At 38.4% G+C, this 26,624-nt stretch carries 25 protein-coding genes; 10 read left to right on the top strand and 15 right to left on the bottom strand.

Annotation, left to right across the window (positions count from 1 at the left end; genetic code table 11):
- Positions 1 to 4 precede the first annotated feature (4 nt).
- The 3 genes from pdhR to ampD all read right to left on the bottom strand — a co-directional run bounded on the left by pdhR (position 5) and on the right by ampD (position 2,688).
- Positions 5 to 775, bottom strand: coding sequence for a pyruvate dehydrogenase complex transcriptional repressor PdhR (pdhR, locus tag ABXH06_RS04460; RefSeq protein ID WP_432280224.1), 771 nt, complete (start codon positions 773 to 775; stop codon positions 5 to 7).
- Between the two features lie 293 nt (positions 776 to 1,068).
- On the bottom strand, positions 1,069 to 1,998 hold the full coding sequence (ampE, locus tag ABXH06_RS04455) for a beta-lactamase regulator AmpE (protein WP_311579440.1): 930 nt from the start codon (positions 1,996 to 1,998) through the stop codon (positions 1,069 to 1,071).
- A 102-nt stretch (positions 1,999 to 2,100) separates the two neighbouring features.
- Positions 2,101 to 2,688 carry a 1,6-anhydro-N-acetylmuramyl-L-alanine amidase AmpD gene (gene ampD / locus ABXH06_RS04450; protein ID WP_353517424.1) on the bottom strand — a complete coding sequence of 196 codons (588 nt, stop codon included), beginning with the start codon at positions 2,686 to 2,688 and terminating at the stop codon, positions 2,101 to 2,103.
- 152 nt (positions 2,689 to 2,840) lie between these two features.
- On the opposite strand from ampD, the gene ABXH06_RS04445 reads away from it, so the two are divergent.
- The 9 genes from ABXH06_RS04445 to yacG all read left to right on the top strand — a co-directional run bounded on the left by ABXH06_RS04445 (position 2,841) and on the right by yacG (position 11,182).
- Positions 2,841 to 3,365 (top strand): retropepsin-like aspartic protease family protein, encoded by a 525-nt coding sequence (locus ABXH06_RS04445; protein WP_353517423.1) that lies wholly within the window; start codon positions 2,841 to 2,843, stop codon positions 3,363 to 3,365.
- A gap of 36 nt (positions 3,366 to 3,401) precedes the next feature.
- Positions 3,402 to 4,313 carry a carboxylating nicotinate-nucleotide diphosphorylase gene (gene nadC, locus ABXH06_RS04440; RefSeq protein WP_311579431.1) on the top strand — a complete coding sequence of 304 codons (912 nt, stop codon included), beginning with the start codon at positions 3,402 to 3,404 and terminating at the stop codon, positions 4,311 to 4,313.
- A gap of 383 nt (positions 4,314 to 4,696) precedes the next feature.
- Positions 4,697 to 5,158, top strand: coding sequence for a pilin (locus ABXH06_RS04435; RefSeq protein ID WP_353517422.1), 462 nt, complete (start codon positions 4,697 to 4,699; stop codon positions 5,156 to 5,158).
- A 129-nt stretch (positions 5,159 to 5,287) separates the two neighbouring features.
- On the top strand, positions 5,288 to 6,997 hold the full coding sequence (pilB, locus tag ABXH06_RS04430; protein ID WP_353517421.1) for a type IV-A pilus assembly ATPase PilB: 1,710 nt from the start codon (positions 5,288 to 5,290) through the stop codon (positions 6,995 to 6,997).
- A 132-nt stretch (positions 6,998 to 7,129) separates the two neighbouring features.
- Entirely contained in the window at positions 7,130 to 8,380 is a 1,251-nt protein-coding gene (locus ABXH06_RS04425; protein ID WP_353517420.1) for a type II secretion system F family protein, read from the top strand.
- 93 nt (positions 8,381 to 8,473) lie between these two features.
- Complete coding sequence (locus ABXH06_RS04420; RefSeq protein WP_353517419.1) at positions 8,474 to 9,367, top strand: prepilin peptidase; 894 nt, start codon at positions 8,474 to 8,476, stop codon at positions 9,365 to 9,367.
- A gap of 56 nt (positions 9,368 to 9,423) precedes the next feature.
- Positions 9,424 to 10,059: a dephospho-CoA kinase gene (coaE, locus tag ABXH06_RS04415; RefSeq protein ID WP_353517418.1), complete on the top strand. Its 636-nt coding sequence runs from the start codon at positions 9,424 to 9,426 to the stop codon at positions 10,057 to 10,059.
- A 78-nt stretch (positions 10,060 to 10,137) separates the two neighbouring features.
- Positions 10,138 to 10,884, top strand: a complete 747-nt coding sequence (gene zapD / locus ABXH06_RS04410; RefSeq protein WP_311579416.1) for a cell division protein ZapD — start codon at positions 10,138 to 10,140, stop codon at positions 10,882 to 10,884.
- Between the two features lie 61 nt (positions 10,885 to 10,945).
- Positions 10,946 to 11,182: a DNA gyrase inhibitor YacG gene (yacG, locus tag ABXH06_RS04405; RefSeq protein ID WP_311579413.1), complete on the top strand. Its 237-nt coding sequence runs from the start codon at positions 10,946 to 10,948 to the stop codon at positions 11,180 to 11,182.
- A gap of 23 nt (positions 11,183 to 11,205) precedes the next feature.
- Here yacG and mutT read toward each other — a convergent pair whose 3' ends face one another.
- The 3 genes from mutT to ABXH06_RS04390 form a co-directional block, all read right to left on the bottom strand.
- The gene (gene mutT / locus ABXH06_RS04400) at positions 11,206 to 11,604 is read right to left on the bottom strand and encodes an 8-oxo-dGTP diphosphatase MutT (protein WP_353517417.1); all 399 of its coding nucleotides are present in this window, start codon (positions 11,602 to 11,604) and stop codon (positions 11,206 to 11,208) included.
- A gap of 223 nt (positions 11,605 to 11,827) precedes the next feature.
- A complete protein-coding gene (secA, locus tag ABXH06_RS04395; protein ID WP_311579407.1) occupies positions 11,828 to 14,530 on the bottom strand; it encodes a preprotein translocase subunit SecA in 2,703 nt (900 codons plus the stop codon).
- 99 nt (positions 14,531 to 14,629) lie between these two features.
- Positions 14,630 to 15,487 carry a M23 family metallopeptidase gene (locus ABXH06_RS04390; protein WP_353517416.1) on the bottom strand — a complete coding sequence of 286 codons (858 nt, stop codon included), beginning with the start codon at positions 15,485 to 15,487 and terminating at the stop codon, positions 14,630 to 14,632.
- Positions 15,488 to 15,598: 111 nt separating this feature from the next.
- On the opposite strand from ABXH06_RS04390, the gene ABXH06_RS04385 reads away from it, so the two are divergent.
- Entirely contained in the window at positions 15,599 to 16,066 is a 468-nt protein-coding gene (locus tag ABXH06_RS04385; protein ID WP_311579401.1) for a DUF721 domain-containing protein, read from the top strand.
- 75 nt (positions 16,067 to 16,141) lie between these two features.
- On the opposite strand, the gene lpxC is transcribed toward ABXH06_RS04385, so the two are convergent.
- From lpxC to murD, 9 genes are all read right to left on the bottom strand, one after another.
- The gene (lpxC, locus tag ABXH06_RS04380) at positions 16,142 to 17,059 is read right to left on the bottom strand and encodes a UDP-3-O-acyl-N-acetylglucosamine deacetylase (RefSeq protein WP_353517415.1); all 918 of its coding nucleotides are present in this window, start codon (positions 17,057 to 17,059) and stop codon (positions 16,142 to 16,144) included.
- A gap of 121 nt (positions 17,060 to 17,180) precedes the next feature.
- Complete coding sequence (gene ftsZ, locus ABXH06_RS04375; RefSeq protein WP_353517414.1) at positions 17,181 to 18,350, bottom strand: cell division protein FtsZ; 1,170 nt, start codon at positions 18,348 to 18,350, stop codon at positions 17,181 to 17,183.
- A gap of 122 nt (positions 18,351 to 18,472) precedes the next feature.
- The gene (gene ftsA, locus ABXH06_RS04370) at positions 18,473 to 19,708 is read right to left on the bottom strand and encodes a cell division protein FtsA (protein WP_311579391.1); all 1,236 of its coding nucleotides are present in this window, start codon (positions 19,706 to 19,708) and stop codon (positions 18,473 to 18,475) included.
- 5 nt (positions 19,709 to 19,713) lie between these two features.
- On the bottom strand, positions 19,714 to 20,493 hold the full coding sequence (locus tag ABXH06_RS04365) for a cell division protein FtsQ/DivIB (RefSeq protein WP_353517413.1): 780 nt from the start codon (positions 20,491 to 20,493) through the stop codon (positions 19,714 to 19,716).
- Positions 20,494 to 20,505: 12 nt separating this feature from the next.
- Positions 20,506 to 21,462 carry a D-alanine--D-alanine ligase gene (locus ABXH06_RS04360; protein WP_353517412.1) on the bottom strand — a complete coding sequence of 319 codons (957 nt, stop codon included), beginning with the start codon at positions 21,460 to 21,462 and terminating at the stop codon, positions 20,506 to 20,508.
- On the bottom strand, positions 21,455 to 22,885 hold the full coding sequence (gene murC, locus ABXH06_RS04355; RefSeq protein ID WP_353517520.1) for a UDP-N-acetylmuramate--L-alanine ligase: 1,431 nt from the start codon (positions 22,883 to 22,885) through the stop codon (positions 21,455 to 21,457). Before murC ends, ABXH06_RS04360 begins: the two co-directional genes overlap by 8 nt.
- 44 nt (positions 22,886 to 22,929) lie before the next feature.
- Positions 22,930 to 24,021, bottom strand: a complete 1,092-nt coding sequence (murG, locus tag ABXH06_RS04350) for an undecaprenyldiphospho-muramoylpentapeptide beta-N-acetylglucosaminyltransferase (protein WP_311579384.1) — start codon at positions 24,019 to 24,021, stop codon at positions 22,930 to 22,932.
- Positions 24,018 to 25,205, bottom strand: a complete 1,188-nt coding sequence (gene ftsW / locus ABXH06_RS04345; RefSeq protein ID WP_503012485.1) for a cell division protein FtsW — start codon at positions 25,203 to 25,205, stop codon at positions 24,018 to 24,020. Before ftsW ends, murG begins: the two co-directional genes overlap by 4 nt.
- A 23-nt stretch (positions 25,206 to 25,228) precedes the next feature.
- On the bottom strand, positions 25,229 to 26,593 hold the full coding sequence (gene murD, locus ABXH06_RS04340; RefSeq protein WP_353517411.1) for a UDP-N-acetylmuramoyl-L-alanine--D-glutamate ligase: 1,365 nt from the start codon (positions 26,591 to 26,593) through the stop codon (positions 25,229 to 25,231).
- Positions 26,594 to 26,624: the final 31 nt, after the last annotated feature.

Below are 26,624 nucleotides of genomic sequence, written 5' to 3'. Positions count from 1 at the left end.
TTTATCAAATCTTTTGCATACGACGCATTGAGCGTTGCATCCGACTCTGTTCTTCCGTTAAATTCAATAATACTTCTTCAATAAAAGCTAAATGGCGGTGACTGGCACCCCAAGCTTTTTGAGGTTGCCCACTGACAATTGCGTCGAGTAAACGGGTTCGATACTCAGCAATTTTCGCAAAAATATCAGGTCGTTGAGCCAGTATTGTTAAGTTCTGCTCGATATTATCAATGACAATTGAAGACATACTTCTCGCTAAATGCAAAATCACACCATTATGTGATGCCGAGCATATCGCTAAATAAAATTCATATACCGCTTTCGCTTCATCACAATAGTCATTTTCAAGTTGGGCATTGCCAATCGCTTCATGTTTGCTTTTAATTTCATCAAAATCTGCGGCCGTGCCACGCATTGCCGCATAATAAGCAGACATTCCTTCGATACCATGACGAAACTCTAATAAATCAAATTGCGACTCATTACTTTGTGCCATTAAATCAAAAAGAGGATCAGAAAAGCCTTTGAGAATTTGTTCACTGACAAAAGTGCCACCGCCTTGTTTGCGTGTCACTAAACCTTTGGCTTCTAATTTTTGAATGGCTTCGCGAAGCGAGGGGCGAGAAACATCAAATTGAATGGCTAATTCGCGTTCAGGTGGTAACTTTTGGCCCGCGATTAAACTACCTTCCAAGATCATCGCTTCCAGTTGTGATTGAATCACATCTGAGAGTTTTGCTTGCTTCACTGGTTGTTTAATATTGGCTAGGACCATAATGTAAAATCTTTACCTAATTTGATAAATACTCTTTTAAAAACAAGCAAAAAACTCGCGGTCAATTGGTATTACCATTGTAAAAAGTGACGTAAAAATAACAAAATATTTTGATTTTGTAAATAGAACATAGTTCAGCTGGCTAAAAAAACAACTGTAAATTGATCAGTAAAGTCGCTTTTTTTAGTGAAAGAACTGCGTTAAAAAGAGTAAAACAGATTAAAAAAGAGTGAGAAAGCCGTAACTTATAGGGATAGAAGTTACGGCTATAACGTTAAGAAAATAATTATAATTTAACTAATAACCCCAGTAAGAATCAGCAATGCAATAATTGAAAAGCACAATAATAAAGATCGTTTTGCTAATCGAACCAACAAACAGGGCTCAGCAGTACAATCATTGACATCAACCATAAAATCTTCAGATTTCTCGGCAACACTAATTAATACATTATGTGGTAATTTTCCTACATCAAAGAAGTTTTCCAACCACACAGGTAAGGCTCGTGAAAAGTGCCCTACTAGCATATAGCCAAAAGCAAGCATCCGAACAGGTAGCCAATCTAACCAGAAAAGTAATTGCTGATTATATTCACTGACCTTTAGTTCATCTTCGCTACGTTGATATTCCGTTGTCGCTTCAATAGTGTCATCGACGCTTTTATCCGCATTGCTAATTTCAGGCTCATCGGTTTCATTTTTCTCACTTTCTTGTTCATCGCTTGCTTCATTTAACTGACTTAACAGTCGGTAAAATAAAGCGCCCGGTGCACCAAAAACAACAAAAAAGATCATGATTGCAATAAAGTAGCGATAATTGAGCCAAATTAACGCTTGCCCAAAGCCCATATCAGGTAAGTTTTTATCCTGTAATAATTGTTTATGATGCATATCACACGTGGTTGTTTCCCCTCGAAAAGCAGCCATTAAATATTGTTTATAAATATCTCGCGTTTTTACACAGCCAAAACACAAAATTAAGAGTAATGTTGAGATCACAAGGTGTATTAAACTATTGTCAACAACACTTAATAGAAAGTAACAACCGATAACAGGTAAAAGTAAAAATATGCTATTAGCTAACACTGACTTGCTAGGCGAGCCCAAGGCTAAATAGCGCTGAAATAACGCATGATAACGAGAATAATATGCAGAAAACTGCCAAGCAGAAGAAGATAAATAGCGTTCTGCCGCTAAAGCAATAAGTAAACTAATTAGGCTCATGTTTATTATCCATTAATGTTATCGGTATTTATTATATTATTATGCTTAAAAAGCAAAAAAGTAAGTAACAAGCTTTACACTCGGTCGTTATTTATTCGTGAACTAGTTATTTAATATCATTTGCTGATACTTTTGCCAATCAAAGGCATCACCAGGATCTGTTTTTCTACTCGGTGCAATATCACAATGACCAGTGATATTACCCGCTATTAAAGGGTAAGTGGTGATCAGTGATAAAGTTAACTGGCTAAGTTGTTGATATTGTTCGTTAGTATAAGGAATATCATCCGCACCTTCCAGCTCTATTCCTATGGAAAAATCATTGCACTTTTCTTTGCCTTGATAGTTTGACACACCCGCATGCCAGGCTCGGTCATTAAAAGAAACATATTGAATAATTTGGCCATCACGACGAATAAGGCAATGGGCCGATACGCGTAATTGATAAATTTCTTCAAAACTCGGATGAGCTTGGGGATCTAACTGGCCTAAAAATAAATCAGAAATATACTGACCACCAAATTGCCTTGCAGGAAGTGAAATATTATGGATCACAAGTAAAGATATTTCGTCACTTGCACAGTGCTCACGTTGGTCATAATGAGGTGAAATACATTTTTCAGCCTGCTCTAACCATCCTTGATTGATAGTCATAATTGCGTCAGATTGAGAAATTGTTGGTTTAGGCATACAAATCGCACAATAAATATTGATATACTCACTATCATACTGTTTGTATGTGTGTATTCAAAGCCAAGGTTATAAACTGCAACGACAAATCACGCAATTGCTGTAACACGGTACCGCCGCAACGTTAAATGATCGCAAGGAAATTAAAGCTAATGACATCACAACCAGAAATAAGTACCAATAAAATGGGCAAAATATTTATCTGGATTGCATGGTTAATAGTGTTAGCTTTACTGGTGTTTGTCTTTCAAGATATTTTGGAAAAGCAATGGAATCCGAATGCACAACCTGAGTATCGTCTAACTGAATCTGGAAAAGCAGAAGTGAGATTATTGCAAAATAAGCAAGGTCACTATGTTACTCAAGGCAAAATTAATAATCAAAACGTAACCTTTCTTCTTGATACGGGCGCGACAAATGTATCAATTCCTGCTCATATTGCTGACAAATTACAATTAACTAGTCAAGGAAGTCATATTGCACAAACCGCTAATGGTAATGTCAGAGTGTATAAAACGATGATAGACCAACTTAATATTGGCAACTTGTTTTTATATAATATCAGCGCAAGTATTAACCCAGGTATGAAATCAAATGAAATTCTATTGGGCATGAGTGCCTTAAAAAAGGTAGAATTTAGTCAATCAGGAAACTTGCTCATTTTACGTGAGCGTTAGTGTTTTACCCTTTTAAAATTATTAAGCGAAAATTTAATGACCTCTTCTCAACATTCATCAGAACTTCAACACGATATTGAGCAAACTGTTGCTTGGGCATTATGTGAAGATCTTGGCGTCACTCAACCTACAGAAATAACCAATACCCTTGATATTACTGCCGAACTGATCCCGGCAGACAATCAAGCAGTTGCTAATATTATTTGCCGTGATGAATGTGTGATCTGTGGCGTAGAGTGGGTAAATCAAGTTTTTTTACAACTTGATAACGCCTTTGGTTTTACCGGAGAACAAGCGACAAAAATCACTTGGTTCGTTACTGACGGACAAGCGGTTAAAGCCAATACCACCTTATTTGAATTATCAGGCAATGCACGAGCTCTACTGACCGGTGAACGTACCGCACTCAATTTTTTACAAAGCTTATCTGGTACAGCAACAACTACTTGTAAATATGTTGAATGTTTATCAGGCACTAATACGAAGTTATTAGATACCAGAAAAACGATACCAGGTTTACGTAGCGCACAAAAATACGCGGTAAAATGTGGCGGTGGCGTTAATCATCGTATTGGGTTATTTGACGCTTTTTTAATTAAAGAAAATCACATCGCCGCTTGTGGTGGTATTGCAAAAGCGATCAGCACAGCAAAATCAAACCACCCTAGCATTACCGTTGAAGTTGAAGTAGAGAGTATTGAAGAACTAACTCAAGCGTTAAATGCCCAAGCGGATATTATTATGTTAGATAATTTTACTCCTGAGATGATAGAACAAGCAGTTAAGTTAACAGCCGATATATCTCAAGGTAAAACAAAGCTAGAAGTATCCGGCAATATGACCATAGAAACATTAACCACCTATGCCAAAGCTGGCGTTGATTTTATTTCGTCAGGTGCGCTTACAAAACATGTCAACGCCGTTGATCTTTCAATGCGTTTTGTCTGATTGAATTCATATCATCAAAAAAACGGGCCAATTGTTCACGATCAGCCCGTTTTTTTTATACCAAACAGTTTATTCGGTAAGTAAAAACTTGCTTAACTAACTTTTTGACTCCCTCAATCAAAATCATAAATTTTCTTGGCATGTTAGCAGTAATCATTTAACTATTTTTCAACTACTTTTTACTTGAACCAATTTTTTTACCATTAAAGGCAAAAAAAATTCGTAAACATTCTGTTAAAAATCAAGCTGATTTCGCCTAAAAATGGACTTTTTTGAAAAAAAAGTAAAAAAATGCAAAAAAAATCGATACAAAATTTTACATTTCACAAATTTTGTCGCAGTATGAAGTCAGCCCCCGTAATTAGAGTATGGATTTAATTATTATGAAAAAAACATTACAAAACTTAGCAACAGCAAAAACTAACAAAGGTTTTACATTAATTGAATTGATGATCGTAGTTGCGATTATCGGTATTTTAGCCGCGGTAGCATTACCGGCTTATAATACTTACACTAAAAAAGCAAAATTCAGTGAAGTAATACTTGCAACTAGTCCAGTTAAAACTGCCTTCTCTCTATGTATTCAAAATGGTAATACTCTTACTGCATGTGCTGATGGTGGTACTACCGCTGCTGGTGCTGCTGTTAAAGGAGCATTAACCGGTTCAGCTGATGCATCTAATGTATCTACAGTAGCTATGGCGACTGATGGTAAAGTAACTGCTACTGGTGGTGCAGAAGTGGATAGTAAAACCTACATCCTAGTACCTACAGTAACTACAAATAAATCGGTTACTTGGGCCGTTGACCCAAATAGTACTTGTTTAGCAGCTGGTGTTTGTTAACATAAAACATATTTCTCAAAGCTCCTTAATTGGAGCTTTTTTATTTTATAAATAACTGTTTTTGTTTTTTCATACAAAAATACGTTACACTGTGATTGATAGTAATTATTTGAGTATTACCAAAGCCTTATGAAGGGACTGCATCAACAATCAAGTGTTTTATCGGCTTTATCTAAGCATAATTTAGTGCCTACAGAGCGACTAGATGAAATCAGTGCTGATTTTATTCAGCAGAAAAAACCTTTTGTACGTTATCTGGTTGAAGATAAAAACTTTGACGCCCAAAATATAGCCAGTATTTTATCGCGAAGTTTTGGCTATGCGCTCATAGATTTACAACATTTCGATACGAGCTTAGTCCCAGAAGGTATTCGCAATGAAAAGCTGATCCGCAAACATAATGCCTTACCGTTATTTTTACGTGGTAAAGTGTTGTTTGTTGCTATGTCGGATCCAACCAATTTAGACGCACTTGAAGAAATTCAATTTAATACCGGCTTTACCACTGAATTAGTACTGACCAATGAAAAAAGTTTACATGCCTGTATTGATAAAGTATTAGAAGAAGAAAGCGATGCATTAGATATCAGTGATATTGATACTGAAGAACTCTCTGGCATTGATGTTCAAGAAGAAAGAACCGAAGATGACAGCGACGGCGCTACTGGCGGTAAAGAAGATGCCCCTATCGTTGTTTATATTAATAAAATACTGCTCGATGCGATTAAAAAAGGCGCCTCAGATTTACATTTTGAACCTTACGAAAAATCTTATCGTATTCGATTTCGCGTTGATGGCATTTTAACCGAAGTTGCTAAACCGCCTATTTCATTGTCATCTCGAATGGCAGCCCGATTAAAAGTTATGTCTAAGCTTGATATTGCCGAACGTCGTGTGCCGCAAGATGGTCGGATAAAATTGGCGTTATCCAAACGTAAATCCATCGATTTTCGTGTCAGTACCCTACCCACCATGTGGGGCGAAAAAATTGTAATGCGGATCTTAGACTCTTCCAGTGCCATGCTTGGTATCGATATGCTTGGCTACGAGGCTGAGCAGAAAAAAATCTATATGGATGCTCTCGCCCAGCCACAAGGCATGATATTAGTTACAGGCCCAACCGGTTCGGGTAAAACCGTATCTCTTTATACCGGTTTAAATATATTAAATACCCAAGAGCGTAATATTTCCACCGCCGAAGATCCGGTAGAAATTAACTTAGAAGGGATTAACCAAGTACAAATAAACACTAAAGCTGGTTTAACGTTTCCAAGCGCACTACGCTCTTTTCTTCGTCAAGATCCCGATATTGTCATGGTAGGTGAAATTCGAGATCTAGAAACCGCTGAAATTGCTATCAAAGCTGCTCAAACTGGTCACTTAGTATTATCCACCCTACATACTAATTCAGCCGCTGAAACCTTGACTCGTTTACTTAATATGGGAGTGCCTTCCTATAACGTAGCCAGCTCTGTCAGTATTATTATTGCTCAGCGTTTAGCACGTCGGTTATGCACCCAATGTAAAACAGAAGAAGTTATTCCAGAAGCGGAATTACTTAAACAAGGTTTCCCAGAAGATAAAATTGGTCAATTTACACTATTTAAACCTGTCGGTTGTGAGCAATGTACTGGTGGTTATAAAGGCCGTGTCGGTATTTATGAAGTGATTAAAATTGGCGAACAAGTGGCTAATATTATTATGGAAGGCGGTAATTCGTTAGATATTGCTGCACAATGTCAAAAAGAAGGTTTTGATAACTTAAGGCAATCTGGCATTAAAAAAGCTATGCAAGGCATGACGAGTTTAGAAGAAATTAATCGCGTGACAAATTCATAAAGCAAAATTGCAACTAGATTTTTAGCGTTCAAAATGTAAGCAGTAGGTTAGCAACAATTGCTATGCGCTAATATTTGGTATAAGTTCGAATATTAGATGAGCGTTAATCGAGTATAACTACTAGGGGTTTATATGGCAGCTGCAGCTTCAGCAAAACAAAAAATCGCCACCACAAAAGAACTCGATGTCTTTCAATGGCAAGGGGTGAATCGCAAAGGCAAAAAAGTAAGTGGCGAACTGTCTGCTGCGAGTATGCTGGAATTAAAAGCGCAATTAAGAAAACAAGGCGTTACCCCTGGGAAAGTTAAGAAAAAGCCTAAGGCTTTATTTGGCTTAGGTGGCGATAAAAAGATTGTCCCCGCCGATATCGCAGTAGTTACTCGTCAAATAGCCACTATGTTAGGCGCTGGTGTACCTTTAGTGCAATCGATAGAAATGATAGGTAAAGGGCATAATAATGGCAATATGCAAAAACTGTTAGGTGAGATCAGCGTTAAGTTACAATCAGGTATTCCATTATCAGAATGTTTACGTGAACATCCTAAATATTTCGATAGTTTGTATTGCGACTTAGTGCAATCAGGGGAACAATCCGGTGCGCTGGAAACCATTTATGATCGTGTTGCTACCTATAAAGAAAAAGCCGAAGCATTAAAAGCTAAAATAAAAAAGGCCATGACTTATCCAATTGCAGTATTAGTCGTTGCCGCTATTGTTACCTCTATTTTATTAATTTTTGTTGTGCCGGTGTTTAAAGAAATCTTTGATAGTTTCGGCGCAGAATTACCCTCTTTTACATTACTAGTTTTAGCTATCTCCGATTTTATGCAGGCTTATTGGTATATAGGACTCGGTGCTATTTTTGCGGCGATGTACCTTTTCAAAAAAGCGCATTTAAAAAGTCAAAAATTTCGTGATAGTGTCGATAAGAAAATTTTAAAATTACCTGTGGTGGGTGATATTTTAGAAAAAGCCGCCGTCGCGCGTTATGCTCGTACCCTTGCCACTACCTTTGCTGCCGGTGTACCGTTACCGGATGCTTTAGAGTCTGCAGCTGGCGCGTCAGGCAATGCGGTATTTCGCGATGCCATTTTAGAAATTCGCTCAGAAGTAACTTCAGGGATGCAAATGAACTTAGCCATGCGAAATTGTAGTATATTCCCTGATATGGTAATTCAAATGGTGGCTATTGGTGAAGAATCAGGCGCGGTTGATGATATGTTAGCAAAAGTAGCCACGGTCTACGAGCAACAAGTCGATGATGCCGTAGACAATTTAACCGCTCTATTAGAACCTATGATAATGGCGGTCTTAGGGGTGGTTATCGGCGGTTTAATAGTGGCAATGTACCTGCCTATATTCCAAATTGGTATGGTCGTTTAATCACTTTTTATCAATGAAAGTATCACGTAATTCACTGTGGCGAGAACGTATCGCCACACTCTTTTCAATTCAAGTATTGCAAGTAGGTTCTCCGTGTTTTCTGATGTTATTACTGCCTTTGAGTATTACCCTTTAAGTTTTTATATAACCGTTGTTATTGTTGGCTTAACTATTGGCAGCTTTTTAAATGTCGTTATATTTCGCTTTCCAAAGATGTTAGAACAAGGTTGGTATAAAGAATGCCGAGAGTTTCTGGCTGATGAACTAAAAGATACCACGGAAAAAGCAAAGAAAACGGAATCAATCACCTTATCAAAACCAAATTCCACTTGCCTACATTGCAACCATGAAATTCGTTATTACGAAAATATTCCCATTATCAGTTGGTTATTTTTAAAGGGTAAATGCAGTCAATGTAAAACCGCTATTTCTATTCGCTACCCAATTATTGAAGCAGCAACTGCTGGACTAAGCGTTGTAGTAGCTTTGCAGTATGGGGTCACTCCTATTACTTTTTACGTGTTAATTCTCACGTGGGGCCTTATCTGTTTAACCATGATTGATTTTGATCATATGTTATTGCCTGATCAATTTACTTATCCACTTTTATGGTTAGGACTATTAATCAATATCAACGGGACAATTGTTCCACTTGATCAAGCGGTTATTGGTGCTGTTGCAGGTTATATGAGTTTATTCTCGGTTTTTTGGTTATTCAAGCTAATCACAGGTAAAGAAGGTATGGGTCATGGTGATTTTAAATTATTGGCTGTCTTCGGTGCTTGGATGGGTTGGCAGTTATTGCCTTTATTAATACTCATGGCTTCTGCTGTCGGTGCCATTATTGGCATATCATTAATGATTTTTAAAAATCACGCACGCGAACAAGCCATTCCTTTTGGTCCATATTTAGCCATTGCGGGTTGGATTTGTTTGCTTTGGGGTGAAGGGATTTGGCAAAGTTATTTAAGTTTCATCATGCCTTAAAGCCAATGAGCCTATAACAAAATAAAAACGATTAAATACATCTAACGAGTTTAATAATGGCAAAGTACATTGTTGGTTTAACAGGTGGCATTGGTAGCGGTAAAACAACCGTATCAAATATGTTTGCTGACTTAGGAATCGAAATCATAGATGCAGATATTATCGCGCGTCAAGTCGTAACCCCTAACAGCGAAGCCCTAACAGCAATCGCGCAACATTTTGGCCAAGAAATTTTACTTGAAAACGGTGAATTAAATAGAAGCGCCTTACGCAGTAAAGTATTTGCCAATGATGACGAAAAAAAATGGCTAAACGCTTTATTACACCCGTTAATTAGACAATCAATTTTATCGGCATTATCAGCAGCATCAGGAGATTACTGCATCTTATCAGCCCCATTATTGCTAGAGAATAACTTACACGTTTTAGTCAATACTGTGCTAGTGGTTGATGTTTCTGTCGATACACAACTAAAGCGAACTTGTCGGCGAGATAACAGTGATCAACAAGAAGTTAACGCCATTATCAATAGTCAGATTAGTCGGGAAAAACGCATAGGGTTAGCGAATCAAGTGATTGATAATGAATCAGCGGATTTACAACAAATAAAAGCTCAGGTGACAACTTTACATAAACATTACCAAAACCAAGCCAAAACAGATGATCTTGCTGAACAATCTTTCAAAAAGTAAAAATATTAGCCATTTGTTAAGTCTATAGGTAGTATAGAAATAATACTCTGTTAAATCATTAAGCTAAAGCGTTTCAAAATGTCGTCTGTATTGTATGAACATCCGCTCAATGAGCGTATTAGAAACTATTTAAAACTTGAGCAATTATATTCTCAAGCAAAAGATTGTTTGCAATGCGATATCAACCTTAGCCATCAAATCTTTTTCTCTTCTTTCTTTGCCATCTTAGACACTTTAGAACGAAATGATATTCGAGGCGAGTTAATCAAAGATCTGGAAAAATTAGAACAAAATCTTGTCATTTGGTCGCGAGCACCAAATATAGATAACAGCATTTTAGAAGATAATTTAAAACAATCTGTTTCTTTACTATGCCAACTAAAAAACCCAACGCCACAATGGGCGCAACTTAAAGAAGATAAGTTTCTCTCTACTTTAAAGCAACGTTATGCCATGCAAGGCGGTAGTTGTAGTTTTGATTTGCCACAACTGACTTTATGGCTTAATCGTCCACACGCTGACATCGAAAAAGATATTCATCATTGGTTATCATTATTAGCACAAATTTTTTCATCATTAGCCCTGATTTTAAAGTTTATTAGACAACGGACCAATTTTGAAGATGTTCAATGTCAAAGTGGCTTTTATCAAGACAATGGTGAAGGGATCTTGCTACTACGCATCAAAGTAGCGAAAGGTGCTAATTATTACCCGACAGTCAGTGGCAATAAATTCCGTTATTCCATTCGATTCATGCTGCCATGTAATGAAACCGGACGAAAATATTTTGATCAACAAGTGCTATTTCAATTAGCGCGTTGTTAGTGCTAGTAACCCAGTGGTGTTTTTTTTATAATCCTTGTTATTTTTCCAAAGAAATATTCTTATGACGTTAAAAGTCCCTTGCCCGACCTGTGATAAACAAGTTCAATGGTTACCTGAAAATGAATTTCGACCATTTTGTAGCAAACGTTGCCAATTGATTGATTTAGGCGATTGGGCTGATGAAAACCATAAAATTTCTCAACCCGTTCAAAAAGATGTGCAAATTAGCGAAGAAATGTTAGATGCATTAGAAGATGAATTTTTACAACATAATAAATTTTTTGTCGAACCAGAATAGTATGACATAGCGAGTATGCTCAACTAACGTTGAGCGTACAATGCTTTAAGTTTCTCAGCAATGCTAATGTTCGCGTCAGGGAAGTCAATTTCACTCAATTCATTAACATGAAACCAAGCTTGTTGTTGACCTTCTTGTGCCGTAGGCTCTCCTTGAAAGTTATCGACTAAGAAAACCTCTAACTTCACCGCCTTATCGCCATAATCATGGACTATTTCAAGTAAAGGCATACATGATAATACATCGATAGCAATTTCTTCTTTAAGCTCTCTATGAAGCGCTTGAGCGACAGATTCGCCTGCTTCAACCTTACCACCTGGGAATTCCCATTTTCCACCTTGATGGACGTGTTCTAAGCGTTTAGTCAAAAAAACCTCACCCTCTGAAACGATAACACCAACGGCAACATGTACTAATTTCATACTTTCTCTCAATTTAGTTTTTCACACGCTGTGATAAATCACTTTCTTTAAACAAAAATGCCAATCATGTGATTGGCATTTTCAAAGTTTCTTTATTTGTTCCATTAAATATTCAACTTTAAGTTGTATGGTTTAATTTCGAGGAAGAAGCGCGGAGTTGACGCTAGTCAATGAGTACTGCTAACAATGAAATTAAGTTTTACAACGACAAGATGAATTTTAATTAACTCAATTTACCGTGACACTGTTTATATTTCTTACCTGAGCCACACGGACAAGGTTCATTTCGTCCAACACGTGGAGTTTGCGGTTTTGGTGAAGTGGCAGCCTCAGATGATTCATGAGAAAACTCTTTTGGCACTTCATCCGCTTTACGGTGTTGCTCTTCTACTGCTTCAACATCCGATTCAGCACGAATTTGCACTTTACTTAAAATCCCGATGACGTCATATTTTAAGTTCTCTAATAATTCAGAAAATAATTCAAATGACTCACGTTTAAATTCTTGTTTCGGATTCTTTTGAGCATAACCACGTAAATGAATACCTTGGCGTAAATGATCCATAGCCGCTAAATGTTCTTTCCAATGAGAATCTAAACTTTGCAACATAACGGCTTTTTCAAACTGACGTAAAACTTCAGGCCCCACCATAGCTTCTTTAGCTTCGTATTGCTCTTCAACCGTCGCTAAAATTTTCTCTCTGAGTGTTTCTTCGTGCAGCTTAGTGTCTTCTTTTAACCATTGCGCTATCGGCATTTCAATGGTTAGGTCACCTTTAAAACGCTCTTCCAAGCCAGCAACATCCCACATCTCTTCTAACGATTGAGGTGGAATATGTTGATCAATAATACCATTAACAACATCAGCGCGAATTGCCGAGATAACCTCTTTAATATCAGATTCATCCATTAATTCATTGCGTTGTTCGTAAATAACTTTACGTTGATCGTTAGAAACGTCATCAAATTCTAATAATTGTTTACGAATATCGAAGTTACGCCCTTCCACTTTTCGTTGCGCATTTTCAATACTTTTTGTCACCCAAGGATGTTCAATAGCTTCACCACGTTCCATACCAAGCTTACGCATCATGTTGGTAATACGCTCTGATGCGAAAATACGCATTAAGCCATCTTCCATCGATAAGTAAAAGCGTGTTGAACCAGCATCACCTTGGCGACCCGAGCGACCACGTAATTGGTTATCAATACGACGGGATTCATGGCGTTCCGTGGCAACAATATGTAAGCCGCCTAATTCAAGTACTTTATCGTGCTCGGCTTGCCAAGCTTCTTTCGCTTTCGCGATATTTTCTTCTGTAGGATTTTTTAACTTATCAACAATGGCATCAAAATTACCCCCTAAGACAATATCCGTACCACGACCGGCCATATTGGTAGCAATAGTTACCGCACCAACTTTACCGGCATCGGCAACAATTTCGGCTTCTTGTTGGTGAAATTTAGCGTTTAGTACTTTGTGTTTAATCTTAGCTTTCTTCAAAAATGAAGATAAGAATTCTGACGTTTCAATACTAATAGTACCGACAAGGACAGGTTGACCACGCTTCACACAATCTTGAATGTCTTCAAGAATGGCTTCAAATTTTTCTTCTGCGGTTAAATAAATTAGATCAGGTAAATCTTTTCGGATCATCGGCTGATTCGTTGGAATAACAACCGTTTCTAAACCATAAATATGATTAAATTCGAAAGCTTCTGTATCGGCAGTACCTGTCATACCAGATAATTTATTGTATAAACGGAAAAAGTTTTGGAAAGTAATAGAGGCCAGTGTTTGGTTTTCATTTTGAATATTAACACCTTCTTTCGCTTCTACCGCTTGATGTAAACCTTCAGACCAACGACGTCCTTCCATTGTTCGACCAGTATGCTCATCTACAATAATAATTTCGTCGTCTTTAACGATATAATCAACATCTTTTTGGAATAATTTATGAGCACGTAAAGCGGCCATGACATGATGAAGTAAAGTGATATTACTGGCGGAGAATAATGAATCGCCTTCTTCAATCAAATTCTTTTCTTGCATGATTTGTTCAATGCGAATTTGACCGCGTTCGGTTAAGTAAATTTGTTTGGCTTTTTCATCAATAGTGAAGTCACCTTCAACAAAGTCTTCTTTTTGGCCTGTTTCTTCGTCTTTATCTTCTTCATTTTGTTGCTCTAATGTAGGAACAACGGTATTGATCATTTTATAAAGTTCAGAGCTGTCTTCTGCTTGGCCAGATATAATAAGTGGTGTACGCGCCTCATCAATCAGGATTGAATCCACTTCATCAATAATGGCAAAGTTTAATGGCTTTTGTGCGCGTTCTTCTGGCGAAAACGCCATATTGTCACGTAGGTAATCGAAACCAAATTCATTGTTGGTTCCGTAAGTAATATCTGATTGGTAAGCCGCTTGCTTCTCTTGTGGAGACATGCCAGGAATATTACAACCAACGGTCATTCCTAAGAATGTAAATAATGGTCTAGCCCAATCGGCATCACGACTAGCAAGGTAGTCGTTGACGGTAATTACGTGAACACCTTTGCCTGTTAATGCATTTAAATATGCCGGTAAAGTGGCGGTTAAGGTTTTACCTTCACCGGTACGCATTTCAGCAATTTTACCATTGTTAAGCACCATGCCGCCGATCATTTGCACGTCAAAATGGCGCATACCAAAAACACGTTTACTTGCTTCTCTAACAACGGCAAATGCTTCAGGCAATATGCTGTCTAATGTTTCTTCTTTAGCAATACGTTCTTTAAATTCAGTTGTTTTTGCTTTTAATTCTTCATCACTCAGTGCTTGTAAAACTGGCTCTAGTGCATTTATTTTTACAACTTCTTTTTGCATTTGTTTGATTAATCGATCATTACGACTACCAAACAGTTTTGTCATTAAATTTACAAACATCTTGTTTTAACCATTTTATAAAATCGCGAAGCATATTGTTTGCTTCAAAATAAAAGTGATCGGCCAAGGCCGATCACAGAAAAAATATTATACAAAAAACTATTTAGCTTTTCGATAAACGTACTTAATTGGGTCTATTTGAGTGTTATTACGGAGAATCTCATAATGTACATGAGGGCCTGTAGAACGACCTGTGCTTCCCATTTTAGCAATGACTTGCCCTTTACTGACAACATCACCCACTTTTACCAATATTTTTTTATTGTGACCGTATCGGGTTTTTATCCCTTTACCGTGATTTATTTCTATCAAATTTCCGTAGCCATAACGTTTTGCGGCCCAAGTGACAACGCCTGATGCAGTAGTAATGATGTCAGCATCTTCCTTACCAGCAAAATCAATACCTTTGTGCATTGCAGGTTGACCATTGAACGGATCTTTACGGGTACCAAAATAAGATGAAAGCCACCCTTTTTTAATTGGTCTACCCGATAAATAGCTCATATTTTCTATATGGTGACCCAAAGTAATAGATTCAAGCATCTCAAGTTGTTTTTCTTCAAATGACAGTGCTAATTCAACTTTTGATATATCGGCTAATAACTCAACTAAACTTCTTTTTTCACTGCCCTGACTTTGAATCATTGGACCGCCACTAGGCGGTAAGGCTTCAAAATTAAATTCATTTTCAGGAATATTAGCTTGCTCTGCAAGGCGATCGCCCAACGCATTTAACCGTAAAACTTGGCTTTGTAATTCGGCCAACTTCATGGTTAAAGCAACCACTTGTTGATCGTTAATCTCACTAGGTTTTTCGACTTGGTGAGTATTATCTTTGATACTATAAAGCGGTAAATTAGGTTTGGCGTCTGAAGAAATAAGCAGGTGTACAACAAAACCTGATACGATAGAAAAAATTACAATGGCTGATAACCAATGAAATTTATTTAATTTCATTGAAAATCTAACATTTTTTCCACGGTATAGTAGTGTTAAACTCATAACTCTCTTTATTTCGTTTAGTATCACTCTTGTCATTCAGAATGATAAAATATAACTGGTTGATTTATGGTTAGAAAAACTAAAAAACCACTCGACACATCAAGCTTGATGAAATCTTCATCGGGCACTTTGGCACAAATAGCGGCAAAAACCAACTCTTTAACTATCTTAGCAGATATTGTACGACAAACATGCCCCGACCTGCCAGCAGAAGTATGGCATATTGCCAATTTCAAACAAAATTCTATCGTTATTGAGGTGATTTCTGCTACTTGGGGCCAGCGATTACAGTTTGAACGGGTAAAAATCAGTCAAAAGTTATCGGAAGTGTCTGCAGGTGAATTTAATCAGATTGAAATAAAAGTTTCACCTTATCGCAACCAACAGCCGATTAAACAACCAATTAACCCTCCTGTTGTCAGGAATATTTCACAAAAAACCGCAAATCAATTAAATGAAATTGCAGAAAATGCGCCAGAAAGCTTAAAGAAAAAATTACAAAAGCTCGCCCGTTTAGCGAATAAACCCAATTAACTTTACAATCTCGTTAATTTTCAGACATAAAAAAACTAGCTTTATTCGCTAGTTTTTTAGTAAGACACTTAGTTCTTAAAATTGATTGGCACTTATTTCTTGAAATTCAATAGGAGATTTTACTTCGTTTTCGTAAGTAACCCATTCCCATGAATCCACTTGTTTAAATACTTCTCGCAGTAATAAGTTATTCAAACCGTGGCCTGATTTAAACGCATTTAATTCGCCTAAAATACTACTACCACACATGTATAGATCACCAATGGCATCTAAGATTTTATGTTTCACGAATTCATCATCATAACGTAAGTCATCTTTGTTCAACATACGATATTCATCCAGTACTATCGCATTCTCTAAGCTGCCACCTAAGGCTAAATTATGAGAACGTAAAAATTCTATGTCTTTCATAAAACCGAAAGTACGTGCGCGACTAATTTCTTTAATAAATGAGCAGCTTGATAAATCCATACTCATTGTTTGGCAAGTATTAGCGATAACAGGATGTTCAAATTCGATAGCAAAATTAACCTTAAAACCTTGATATGGTTTTAATTCTGCCCATTTGTCACCTTCTTCGACACGGATGGTGTTCGTGATACGAATAAAGCGCTTAGCAACATTTAAGGTTTCGATGCCTACCGATTGAATTAAATAAACAAACGGTAGTGCACTGCCATCCATAATTGGAATTTCAGGAGAATCTACATCAATAACTAAGTTATCAATTCCTAAACCTGCAACAGCAGAAAGCAAGTGTTCGACGGTGGAAATCTGAACGCCTTGCTCATTCACTAAACATGTACATAAAGTCGTTTCACCTACTGCTTCAGGTGTCGCTTTAATATCAACGACAGGTTTTAAATCTACACGACGAAATACGATACCCGTATTTGCTGGCGCAGGTCGGAGAGTGATCTGCACCTTTTCGCCTTTGTGTAAACCAACACCTACTGCCGATATACTTTCTTTAATGGTACGTTGTTTAATCATAAACAGCCTTCTTAAGCCTATATTTTACTTATAATACGTCGTCGAATAATGACGGGCGCATAATATAGCAAAAAAGCATAATAAAATCAAAACTTCAGCATTTATTAATTTAAAAAATAAATTAATCCGCTTGTTTTCTTAAAAATGCAGGAATATCTAGGTAATTATCTAGATCCGCCGCAGGCACCTTTTGTGCTTGTGCTTGTGCATTTGCCTCTTGCATTGTTACTGGTTGAGAGCTCACTTCCGTTTGTGGATTAGCAATAAACTCTTGACCTACCGCAATGGGTTCCATAGCAGGCGCTGGATTCACTAAAGTGATATCAGGCTTACGTTCAGCACCAATACCCGTTGCAACTACCGTTACGCGTAAGTCTTCAGTCATTTCTGGATCAATCACCGCACCTACAACAACAGTCGCATTTTCAGAAGCAAATGCTTTTACTGCATTACCTACCGTTTCAAATTCGTCAATACTAATATCCATACCAGCTGTGATATTGACTAAAATACCGCGAGCACCAGCAAGATCAACATCTTCAAGTAATGGACTTGAAATAGCGGCTTCTGCAGCTTCTTCAGCACGATCTTCACCTGATGCTAAACCAGACCCCATCATGGCAGTGCCCATTTCAGACATTACGGTGCGAACATCGGCGAAATCCACATTTATGAGTCCAGGACGCGTAATAAGTTCCGCAATACCTTGAACCGCTCCTAATAAAACATTATTTGCGGCTTTAAAAGCATCTAATAATGAAGTACCAGGCCCGAGTACTTTTAATAATTTTTCATTAGGGATAGTGATCAAAGAATCAACATTTTTTGATAAGAATTCGATACCTTGCTCGGCATAATTCATTCGCTTCTTACCTTCAAAAGGGAAAGGCTTAGTAACAACAGCAACCGTTAAAATGCCCATTTCTTTCGCAACTTCAGCAACCACGGGAGCAGCACCAGTACCTGTACCACCACCCATACCAGCAGCGATAAAAACCATATCTGCGCCTTGTAAGGTTTCTTTAATGGTTTCTCTATCTTCTTCAGCGCTACGACGGCCAATTTCTGGGTTAGCTCCAGCACCTAAACCTTTAGTCACGTCACCGCCCATTTGTAAGGTGACATTAGCTGAAGAGTTTCGTAACGCTTGCGAGTCAGTATTGGCAGTTATAAATTCTACACCTTCGATGGTTTGACACACCATGTGTTCAACAGCGTTTCCACCGCCTCCACCAACACCAATGACTTTAATTACTGCTTCTTCGTTATGGTCTTCCATTAATTCAAACATTTTCTCTCTCCGATTATTATCGTTTTGTTCCACCAAAACTTCTTTTTTAAAAATACTTCTTTGTACTTCTTTTTACTTCTTTCGTTAAAATTGCGTTAAGCCAAATATCCACTCAACAACAATTAAAATTCGCCTTTAAACCAAGCTAAAATTCGTGCACCAATACTTGCCACGCCTTCCGTTGATTTTGTTTCATTATTCACTTGTTCACTTGCTTGCATGCCATAATGTAATAGACCAACAACCGTGGCGTACGTTGGATCGTTAACGTATTCTTTTAATCCTGAGACATCTTGTGGCACAGCAACTCGCACCGGCATTTGAAAGACTTCTTCTGCAAACTCAACGACACCTTCCATTTTTGACGTACCACCGGTTAACACGTAACCTGCAGCAATTTGATCTTCTAAACCACTTTCTCTTAATTCTTCTTGGATCAGTTCAAATAATTCGTGATATCTCGGTTCAACAACTTCAGCTAAGGTATGACGAGACATAGAACGAGCAACACGACCACCAACACTTGGCACTTCTATATTTTCTTCCATGCTTACCAATTGACGTAACGCACAGGCATATTGCACTTTAATTTCTTCGGCATGACTCAATGGTGTTCTAAAAATTTTACCTATATCGCTCGTTACTTGGTTACCCGCTACTGGGATCACTGCTGTATGGCGAAGTGCACCACCAGTAAACACGGAAATATCCATAGTTCCAGCGCCAATATCAACGACACAAATACCCAGCTCTTTCTCATCTTCTGTTACCACGGCATAACTTGAGGCTAGGGCAGAAAATATCAGTTGATCCACTTTTAAGTTGCAACGCTCAACACATTTGACGATATTTTTCGCCATATCATTGGCACACGTGACAATATGAACTTTTGCTTCCATTCTTACCCCTGACATACCAATAGGGCTTTTGATACCGTCTTGACAGTCAATTGAGTATTCTTGTGGAAGCACATGCAACATCCTCCGCTCTGCAGAAATAGGCACTGAACGCGCGGTGTGAATCACATTATCAACGTCTTCTTGGATCACTTCTTTATCATTGATTGGCACCATACCGTTTTCATTTTGACAACTGATATGTTTGCCTGAAATCCCTAAATACACTGAGGTGATCTGACAATCTGCCATCAATTCAGCTTCATTAATCGCTCGTTGAATCGACTGAATCACTAAATTAAGATCATTAACGCCACCTTTATCCATGCCTCTCGCTGGTTGATTTCCTACACCGACAATACTTAACTTTTTGTCAGGGGTAATTTCTCCAACAGCCACGGATATTTTTGATGTTCCAATGTCTAGACCTACGACGAGGTTTCTTTCATGTACTTTTGACATTAACGTTAAACTCTTTCTTTTTCTGTTGAGGGTTTCCAGCCAACGGCTAGCCCTGTGTCATAACGTAAATCAACATAATCAACTTGTTGATCTGCTTTTTTATTCTTTTTGATTAATGGGTATACATCCATAAATCGTTGAATACGTTGTACTCTTTCTTCTCTGCCTAAATTTAATGTAACGCCGTCATTCAAGGTTAACTGCCAAGAAAAACGTTCCGACAACACTAATTCATCTATCCCTAAAGCCCGATAATTAAGTAATTCACTTAAATTAATATAATTATCCAGTGCTACTAGTTCAGTACCTTCTGGGCCATAAAATGCCGGTAAAGGATGTTGAATTCGAGTGATATCTGCCTGAAAAGCAACACCTTGTTGGTTTATCAAAAAATCACCATTCCAATAAGCAATTGGCGTTTGATCCACCACATAAATTTTTAACTCATTTGGCCATTTTTTCCGTACAGAAACCGAAAATACCCAAGGTAAATTAGCCACTTCATTTTGTACTTGGTTAACATCCACATTAAAAAAGTTACTTAAATTAATGCTATCTATCGCTTGTTCTATATCCGCTTTGTGGGTGTAAACCATTTCACCGCTGATCACCACAGAGGTAACAGGAGCTGACTCGTCTGCTGACATTTTATCGGTAACAAACCAGCCTAAAGAACAAATCGCAACAATCACTAACACAAAAAAACTAACACCTAGCCAAAAGCTCCAATGCAATGTTTCTTCATTGTTTTTAGTGATTGCTAATTGCTCTTTTTTCTTAGTCATATGTATTAGCTTTTAATGCTCTTTCGCACTATTACGTTGCTGTTTACTCAGTTCTATAATCTTACAAACCAGTTCTGAAAAATTTAACCCATGTACCTTAGCCGCTTTAGGTACCAATGACGTTTCTGTCATACCCGGTACGGTATTCACTTCCAAAATTTGCCATTCATTTTTTTCATTACGCATAACATCAACGCGTCCCCAACCTTTCGCACCCGTTGCTTTGAACGCTTTTAATGCTAATGTCTTTAATGTTGATTCATCACTGTGAGATAAATGGCAAGGACAATGATATTGCGTGGTATTGGCTTGATATTTCGCATCATAATCATAAAATTCGTTAGGTGTTTCCATATGTATCGCGGGTAAGGCTTCATCACCTAAAATACTTACGGTGTACTCAGGGCCATTAATCCATGCTTCAACAAGAATCTCATCATCAAAAACAAATGCCTCGTTTAAAGCTTCGCTTAATTGCTCGGTAGTTTCCGCCATCGCCATGCCGATGCTCGAGCCTTCATGAGCGGGTTTAACCATAACTTTGCCGCCTAATTGCTCAAGGATTTCGCTAACGTTTTCTGAGTGAAAATCTGTTTGTTCAACAATAACGAATGGTGCAGTTGGCAAACCTAGGGCTTGCATCACTTGCTTACTACGATTTTTATCCATTGATAGTGCCGAGCCTAGAACACCTGAGCCAGTATAAGGAATCCCCATAAACTCAAGAGCCCCTTGAATACAACCGTCTTCGCCACCACGACCATGTAGCGCAATAAACGCTCTATCGATTTTTAATTGGCTTAACTGTGATAAGCAGTAACCTTTTGTATCAACCAGCACGACATCATAACCCGACTGTTTCAAGCCTTTCGCTATCGCCTCACCTGAACGTAAAGACACTTCGCGCTCTGCAGAGTCACCACCATATAACACGGCTATTTTTTCACAATGTATCGTTGAACTAGTCATTTTCACCCTCCATAAATAAAGGGTTAACCGCTAATTGACGCGAAATAGTGCCGATATTCCCAGCACCTTGAGTAATGACCATGTCTCCATCTTGTAACTGGGCTTTTAATAAATCTGCTAATTGAGCAACATCACCAACGTAAATAGGTTCTAACTGTCCTCGTTGACGAATACTGCGTGCTAAACTTTTACTGTCTGCACTTAATATTGGTGTTTCTCCCGCGGCATATACATCGAGTAATAATAAACAATCAACTTGAGACAGCACTTCAACAAAGTCTTCATATAAATCACGGGTTCGAGAATAACGATGAGGTTGAAAAATCATCACTAAACGTTTGTCAGGCCAGCCATTGCGCATCGCTTTAATGGTCGCTGCCACTTCTCGAGGATGATGACCATAATCATCAACTAAGACCATTTTTCCTTTATCGGTCGTTAAATCAGCTAATTGTTCGAAGCGACGTCCGATGCCAGCAAATTTGCCCAGCGCATTAACAATGGCTTCATCATCAACACCTTCATCGGTGGCAACTGCAATACTGGCTAACGCGTTTAAAACATTATGTTGGCCCGGTAAATTCACGCTTAGATCAAGTTCTGGCATACCTTCTCTTTCAACGGTAAAGTAACTAACTCCGCCATTTTGCTGATAATTTGTTGCCACGACATCTGCATCGGTTGAAAAGCCATAAGTGATCACTTGACGACCGATCCGAGGTAAAATTTCTCGCACAACAGGATTATCAATACACACCACACAAAGGCCATAAAACGGCAAGTTGTGTAAAAATTCGATATAGGTATCTTTTAACTTTTCAAAATCACCTTGATAAGTTTCCATGTGGTCTTCATCAATATTGGTGATCACCGCAACCATAGGCTGTAAGTGAAGAAATGACGCATCACTTTCATCGGCTTCAGCAATAAGGTAACGACTCGTGCCCAAGCGTGCATTCGTGCCAGCACTATTTAATAAACCACCAATAACGAAGGTTGGATCTAACCCTCCTTCAGCAAAAATACTGGCAATTAAACTCGTGGTTGTCGTTTTTCCATGCGTACCAGCAATAGCGACACCATGACGAAAACGCATTAATTCAGCCAACATTTCCGCACGGCGTACTACCGGAATACGTAATATTGCGGCTTGTTTTATTTCAGGGTTTTCTTGATCAATTGCCGTTGATACCACAATAACACTAGCGTCTTTAACGTTATCTTGATGATGACCAATCGCGATAGTAGCGCCGAGTTTACGTAGTCGTGCCACCACTTGATTTTCACCGATATCAGAACCGGTAATTTGATAACCCTCATTCAGTAAAACTTCGGCAATACCTCCCATACCTGCACCACCAATACCAACAAAATGGATTGACTTTACTCGACGCATTTCAGGTATTTTTATCAAAGCGTTCATCGCATTGCTCGACGTTTTATTTATCGTTTTTCTCATTTCATTACTCATGGTGATACCAACTCAATACACGTTTGAGCGACTCGAATAGTGGCGTCAGCATGTGAGGCATCATGTGCCGCTTTAGACATTGACTTAACTACTGAATCGGAGACAAATATACTGTTCAACATTTGCGCTAAGCTAGTACCATTAAATTCTTTTTGTGTGATAAGTTTTGCGGCATTTCTTTCGACTAAATACATGGCATTTTTTGTTTGATGATCATCAACCGCGTGCGGCAAAGGAACAAATATCGCAGGTTTTGCTGCCATTGCTAATTCTGAAACCGTTAACGCACCTGCACGACAAACAACCACATCAGCCCAAGCATAGGCTTGTACCATATCTTCGATAAACTCAGTTACTTTAATGTTCTCTTTTGGCAAACCGTATGCTTGGTAACTATTTAGTACCGAAGTTTGATTGCCTTTACCGGTTTGATGCCACACGGTAATATTTTGCAATTTAATTTGTTTCATTGCTTGCGGCACTGTTTCATTCAATATTTGCGCGCCTAAGCTACCACCCACTACTAGCACTTTTTTACTGCTCGCGGGTTTGTCAGAAGTATTTTGCTCTAGTGCAACAATACCACTACGCAAAGGATTACCAACCACTTGATGCTTAACCCGTGATTTAAATGCCCCCGGAAATGCACTTAACACTTTTGTGGCGATATTGGCTAAAAAACGATTACTCATACCCGCCACCGCATTTTGTTCATGCAATACTAAGGGTTTTCTTAGTAACCAAGCAGCAACACCACCAGGAGCACTGGCATACCCACCCATGCCTAACACAACATCAGGCTTTACTTTGCGAATAACCGCCATTGACTGCATCACCGACTGCATTAATTTAAACGGTGTTTTCAACCACGCTTGCCAGTTTTTATTTCTTAATCCAGCAATATTGATAAAGGAAATATCAAAACCATGTTTCGGTACAATTTCAGCTTCCATTCTTTTTGCTGTACCTAACCAATGAATATCCCAACCTTGCTGTTGTAAATATTCGGCCACAGCAATACCTGGGAAAATATGCCCACCTGTACCACCAGCCATAATTAATAACGTGGGACGTTTAGCCGTTGTCATTTACTGCGCCCCCCTTTTTTGCCGTAACCTGCCGTAGCTTGAATACTTTGCAAACGAATTTCGTGATCAATACGAATTAAAGCAGCTAAGGCCATACTCATAATAATCATTGAACTACCACCTGAGCTGATCAAGGGCATAGTTAACCCTTTAGTCGGAACAATTCCTGCACTTGCCCCAACATTCACTGCCGTTTGAAAGCTAAACCAAATACCAATTGAAAAGGCAAAGAAGCCTTCAAAATACTTTTCTTTTTGGATTGCTTTTCTACCTAACATCAACGCTTTAAATACTAAAATCATGCTCAAAATCAATACAACTGAAACACCGACAAAGCCAAACTCTTCCGCTAAAATCGCCATGACGAAATCGGTATGTGCTTCGGGTAAATATTCTAATTTTTGAATACTGTTACCTAAACCTTGTCCCAGTAATTCACCACGACCATAAGCCATTAACGATTGTGTTAATTGATATCCCGTGCCAAAAGGGTCAGCCCATGGGTCTAAAAAGCCAGTAACACGAGCCCATCGGTAAGGTGAAAAATAAGCGAGTGCGCCAATGGCCATTAAACCAACACCAGCAATGGAGATGAACTGCCATAGTTTCGCCCCCGCTAAAAACAACAAGCCAAATGTAGTTACAAACATCACAACTACTGTGCCTAAATCAGGTTGGAATAACAGTAGGCCAGCTAGAGCACCAAAAACCACCAAAGGTTTAATAAAGCCTTTCACGTTTTCCATGACTTCATCACGACGCCTTACCATATACGCAGATAGATAACAGAAGAAAAATAACTTAGCAGGCTCTGCCGCTTGAATAGTGATAGGTCCAATAACAATCCAACGAGTGGAGCCATTTACCGTGCGACCAACGAGTAAAACGACAATCAATAAACTAATGGCTAAAATCAATAAATGACCACTATGTTGATGCCAGCGACTCATTGGTATTTGTAAAACAAATGCCGCTATGCCGATGCTTAATACAATATAAATGGCATGACGAATAAAAAAGTGGAACGGATTATCGAATAATCGCTCAGCCACCGGCATTGATGAACTCATCACCATGACCAAGCCTATCGCATACATAGCAACAGCTAAGACTAAATAACTACGGTCAAAAGTAGACGTGGCTGACGGCTGCATCAGCATCCAGTCAGGTAATTTTAATTGCATAAACGATAAACTAGTTGCTGACATTAACTAGCCTCCTGTAATGCAATGACCGCATCAGTAAACATATCACCACGTTGTGCAAAGTTTTTAAACATATCAATACTGGCGCACGCGGGTGAAAGTAGCACAATATCGCCGGCATTTGCTTGTTGTTTAGCTAAACTTACGGCTTCCGTTAAGCTACCTACTTGTTGGCTATTTTGAGTAAGTTTTGCGATTTCTTCGCCATCTTTACCTAAGGTAAAAACGTAACTTACCGCATTATTAATTGCCGTTTTTAATAGTGAAAAATCAGCACCTTTGCCATCACCACCAGCAATTAAAATTAACTTATTATCAATTAAGGTTGACGATAAACCGTTAATTGCCGCTAACGTCGCACCTACATTAGTGGCTTTGGAGTCATTGATCCACGTGATATTGTCACTGGTAGCAATACGTTGACATCGATGCGCTAAGCCTTTAAATGAAGATAAATGTCTGATCATTTCCTCAATAGGCCAACCTAAACAATGACCTAGTGCTAATGCGGCTAAATAATTTAATGCATTGTGTACGCCTGCTAATGGCAAAGCTTCAAGTGAAACTAATTTTTCTTCGCCCAGCGCTAAATAAAGTTTCGAATCTTGATGAATCAAGCCAAATTCACCCGTTTTTCCACCATCACTTCCAAATGAAATAACTGGTTTTGATTGTCTATTGACCTGTGAAAAACTTAAGGGATCATCTCGATTGATCACAGCGGTTTCGCATTGTTGATAAATTCGCTGTTTAATCTCACTATAATTTTCAAGTGTTTTATGTCGATCTAAATGATCATCACTGACATTCAATACCGATGCCGCAACCGCATTCATACTCTGTAAGGTTTCAAGCTGAAAACTCGATAATTCAAGAATGTAGCAATCTATTTGATCGGATAATTGCTCAAGCACAGGAACACCAATATTTCCGCCTAAGGCAACTTTGTGACCAAGCGCTGTGCCGATATGCGTTAAGAGTGTCACTAATGTTGATTTACCGTTAGAGCCGGTTACTGCGATTATTGGCTTGTCGGTTATTTGACAAAAAAGTTCAACATCCCCGATAACCTGACAATCCTTGGCAATATGGTCTATCAAGCCTTCAGCGGCTAAATCAATGCCAGGACTAACTAAGATGATTTGCGCCTCATGTATTTTTTGGTGATCCCATGCCCCTAATGACAATGAACAGGCCGGAAACATTTGGCTAAATTCTTCGTTTTCAATAATCGTTTCGCGACTATCATTGACATGACAAGCAAGCTGTTGACTAGTCAAAAAACGCACACACGACATACCGGTCAGGCCTGCACCTAATACCAGTATTTGTTTGTTTCTTAACTGTGCGATAACTCGCTCTAACATCTTTTCTCTCTTTTCATATCACTATTTATTA

This window comes from Thalassotalea sp. SU-HH00458, from assembly GCF_040362795.1.
GTDB classification, from domain to species: Bacteria; Pseudomonadota; Gammaproteobacteria; order Enterobacterales; family Alteromonadaceae; genus Thalassotalea_H; species Thalassotalea_H castellviae.
This window is presented reverse-complemented; position numbering and strand designations above follow the sequence as displayed.